Annotated in this window: 3 protein-coding genes; all 3 read left to right on the forward strand. The window is 65.4% G+C overall.

Annotation, left to right across the window (positions count from 1 at the left end; genetic code table 11):
- Window positions 1–125: 125 nt before the first annotated feature.
- A complete protein-coding gene (locus VGD20_RS10190; protein WP_331134335.1) occupies window positions 126–527 on the forward strand; it encodes a DUF3467 domain-containing protein in 402 nt (133 codons plus the stop codon).
- Between the two features lie 18 nt (window positions 528–545).
- A complete protein-coding gene (locus VGD20_RS10195; RefSeq protein ID WP_331134336.1) occupies window positions 546–3443 on the forward strand; it encodes a papain-like cysteine protease family protein in 2898 nt (965 codons plus the stop codon).
- Between the two features lie 104 nt (window positions 3444–3547).
- Window positions 3548–4344, forward strand: a 797-nt coding sequence (locus VGD20_RS10200) for a hypothetical protein (RefSeq protein ID WP_331134337.1), incomplete at its 3' end; no start/stop codon positions are given.

A 4344-nucleotide genomic window follows, 5' to 3' on the forward strand; every position in this document is an offset into this window, starting at 1 on the left:
ATCCCGCTCGTCGCAATGTGACATGAGAGCGGGATAGACCTCCTACCCAAGGCACTGAAAAACAACTAAAATGACGATTGGCACGCTTCCTGCTGAGCATCTGGCGACAGAGCAGGAGCGCCAAATTGGCCAAGCCCGGACAATCGACTGCCAAAAGCTGCGACGCATGCGCACCCGCCGCGTCGCTCTATGTCAATTATTTCGAGCTCGGCCACAATCCCTATGAGTTCCTGATCGAGCTCGGCCAGTACCGCCCCTCCTCGTCGCACGAGGGCGGCTCGATCGGCATCCATACCCGCCTCGCGATCACCCCGCCCTATGCCAAGCTGCTATCGCAGCTCCTGTCGAACGCCGTTCGCGAGCATGAGGCCGAGCATGGCAAAATCCCCGATCTTGCCGCCGCGAACAGTCCTTTCGATCAGGTGCTCCGCTCGCTCCCCGAATTCGAAGAACGCGCCCGCAAGCTTCTCGAAGAAGCGATCGCGCAGGGAAATGCCGCGCCCGATCCCGCACGCAGACATCAATAGCTCAGTAGGTGAACCATCATGACTGCCCAAATCCGCCCCAACCGTATGGAAGTCAGCGACCGTTTCCCGATGGTCGGTTTCGCGATCAAGTCCGACGCCCCCGGCGTCGAGGCCGAGGTCGTCCTTGCGAGTGACATCAACCTGTTCAAGCCCGAGAACCGGACGATGCGTTCGGCGGCAAACTTCTATTCGAGCCGCGAACACGGCCTGCTGCAAATCCCGAACGGCGAAGGCATTTTTGCCCTGCCCCCGGAGGTGCTCGCGCGCTTCATCGGTCAGGACCGGCTGTTTTTCGGCCTCGCGACGGGCAAGGTCGGCAACGGCGGGCTCGTCGTCGACGCGCTGCCGCGCGACGGCAGCCCCTATGTCTCGCTCCGCAGTTTCAGCGGTCGCACGCTGCGCCGCAGTTTCGGCGCGCGCGCCGCGCCGCGCCCGCCGGTGCTCGACTGGGCCGGCGACAGCGCTCGTCCCGGCGGCGAGCCCGCGTCGGGTACCCAAGCGCCGGTGACGGCCGGCACCCCCCTGGCACCGCCCTCCAACGGAGCCGCACCGCCTGCCCCCAATTACGACGACGGCTTCGGCCCGATGCCCGAGATCCCGGCGCGCGAAGCGCGCGCCTTTACCCGCGGCCTCAATGCCGAGGAGAATCTGATCGATTTTCCCGAGGAGGCGGTGCGGATGGGTCCGGTCATCGAACCCAACCCCGAAGCCGCCAGTGCGCCGGCAAGCGCGATGGTCGCGGGGGCCGAGGATTATGCGAAAGCACGCCGCCTCGCCCGCGACTTCTCCGACCTGTTCACCTGGCGGGTTCCGCCCGCCGTCGCGAGCGCGGTCAGCGCACGCGGCTTTTCGATCCAGACGATCGAAAGCGCTGCAGGGGATCTGAACCTCGACTTCTACAAGGTCGATATCGTGCGCTTCCCGGACGGTTGGGACGCACCGCGCCTGCTCGAATATTTCATCACCAACATCAACAGCTTCGTCGACACGGGCAACACCGAGTTCAAACCCTATGATTCGTCGGACACGCAGCGGCTCGCCTCGGCGGACAAGGTGGGAACCGCGTTCGAACTCGACATCGTCGGTCCCGATGACGCGGCGGTCGTCATCAGCGCCAGACAGCAGGTCCGCTGGGGCGAATTCTATGCGGTGACGACGATCGAGGCCCCGAACACCGGCTCGCATCCGGTCAGCGGCCACCGTCAGTTCGGCTATTACCAGACCGCGAACGGCTGGGTCTTCTACACCCGTGGCGCCGACCGCTCGACCGCCCCGCTTCCCGGCACCGAATGGATCATCTGGCAGGGCGCCGAGGCGCTGTGGCAAAGCTTCCAGGCCAAGATGGTCGCCTTCATCAACGGCAACGGCGGCGAAGCCAGCGCCCGCACACCGTTCAGCGAACGCTTCAATGCAACGGCGGTCCGGCTGACCTATGGCAATTTCGGCGCCGCCTCGACATCGGCGATGGGCCTCGGATTTTCGGCCGGCCCCGAAGCGGGCAACGGACCGAAACTGACCGTTTCGGGGTCGGGGACTGCGCGCGACCGCGCGAACCGCATCGGCGGCCAGTTCGCCGACCGTATCGGCCAGGCGCTCGATTCCGGACTCGTCGAGACCACGCTCGATCCGCTGTTCGAAAAGCTGGACGTCGTGCGAATTCACGAGCAACTCGAAACGCCCGCGCCGCAGCCGCTCGTAACCGCCCAGTCGGCAGGCTGGAGCATCAACTGGGACGACATCGATCCGATCGCCCAGCCGACCGACAACGGCTGCTGGGCGACCACGCTGTCGATGCTGCTCAGCTGGCGCGGCCCCGTCAGCATCGGGCCCGAAGCGATCGCGCAGCAGTGCGGCAAGGACATCAACAACGGCCTGCCCTGGGGTGAGCGCGCCAGTGCCGCGGCGATGCTCGGCCTCTATTCGGTCGATCCGCAATGCTATCTGCCCGAAGCCTTTGCCGGGATGATCGAGAACTACGGCCCGCTCTACGTCGGCAAGATGGCGTCGAGCACCAACCTGTCGGGTCACGCGGTGCTCGTCGTCGGCATGTATTTCGACGGCGCGAACCATTTCATCCGCGTCGTCGATCCGTGGGATCGTCCCGTCGGAAACCCCGGCTCTCCCGGTGCCTATGCGTCCACCCACAATACGGGCAGCCGTTACATCATGCGCTACGAGGATTTCCAGGCCGAATATGAAATGGCCGCCGCGGGTACCCCCGCCTATGTGCAAATCCTCTACGCGGGCGTTCCCGCCGGCCGGACGATCAATCGCACGACCGCACCGTCGGGCTTCGCGATGGCGCTGTCCGAACGCACCGACGCCGATGCCGCGCAGACCGGCCCGGGAACGGTCAACCTCACGCCCCCGCCCGCTCCGGTCGCTCGCGGCATGGAAGTCGCCGCGACGATCGCCGGTGTGGTCCTCGAGCAGGTGATCAGCAATGTCGGCGACGTCAGCTGGACGACCGACCAGTTCCGCGGGATCAAGCATCCGAACGATACTGCACCCGCCAGTCCGGCACCGTTCCAGGATGCAACCGCGATCAGCCTCGACTGGCCGGTCCTGTCCGACAGCTATATCGACGACATCAGCGCCTTTTTCCGGATCGACTGGCAGCATAACGGCAAATCGATCGGTAACGTCCGCATCACCAATATCGGCACCAACGACGCGATCGGGTGGAGCCTGAACGTGCGCGGGTCGATCATGGACGACAATCGCGTCTACGATCCGAATGGCTGCGCGGCGCTGCGCATAACGCTGCACTATTATTTCACCCACGTCATCGGTTCCGACCAGATCGCGCTGTGCGAGATCCAGATCTTTGGCGACGGCACGCACACGAAAAATTGCAGCTGGGTCCAGAGCTCGCTCTTCGGGGTGGGACAATCGCGCCAGCCGGCGCTCGCTTGAGGGTGTAGCGGGAGATGACCACGCCTCACCGCCCGAAGCTCGCGCCGCCGCCGCCTGCCATCGCCCGGCAGGCGAGTGCAGCACAGCCTCCGCCCGCGCAGGCCATGGCTGGTTCCCTCTGGGGGGACAGCGATGCAGCCACGCAGGAGCAGGACAGCTTCGCCGATCCGGGGATGAGCAGCAGCGGCAGCAAGGCCCCGCCCGCCACCGAGACCATCGGCCGCCGCGCTGGCTCCCTGTCGGATGAGCTTGATTTTCCTGAATTTGTTGCCTCGCTGATCCACGGCACCTGGGACGCGATGGTCGACTCGTCGATCCGCCAGATGGACGCCTATGCCGATCTGGTTGCGGCGATTTCGAAGCCCGTCGAACAGTTTCGCGAGGAGAATGTCACCACCGCGCAGGCGCGCGACTGGCTTGCGGCGCAGCATCCTGGGGACCTCGGCCTCTTCGACACCGGCGGCGGCAAGCAGCTCGCGCCGCGCGCCGGCTCCGGCGACGAGGTCACGGCGCCGCTGTGGCTCGCCGATTATGGACTCGACGGGCAGGAACTGACCCCCGAACTGATCGAGGAACAGCTCATCCCGATCGCGCGCGACCGGATGGCGCGCGACCGCATGCAGACGCTGGCGACACTCGTCATGCTGGGCATGAACCGGATCAAGGTCGATACGGGATCGATCACCGCGCGCCTGCGTTTCCGCGCCGCCGCCGCCGACAAGACGAGCGTCGATTATGCGGTCAGCGACGATCCGGCGAGCGCCAGCGGATCGGGAAACTGGTCGACGCGCGGCAGCACCTCCTATGCCGCCCCGGTCACCAAAGTTTCCACGGTCGGCGTCAACGCCCAAACCGACAGCAACCTCAACGCCGAATTGTTCGGCGAAGTGAAGATCAATTT

It is taken from the genome of Sphingopyxis sp., assembly GCF_036402335.1.
In the GTDB taxonomy this organism is placed as follows: Bacteria; Pseudomonadota; Alphaproteobacteria; order Sphingomonadales; family Sphingomonadaceae; genus Sphingopyxis.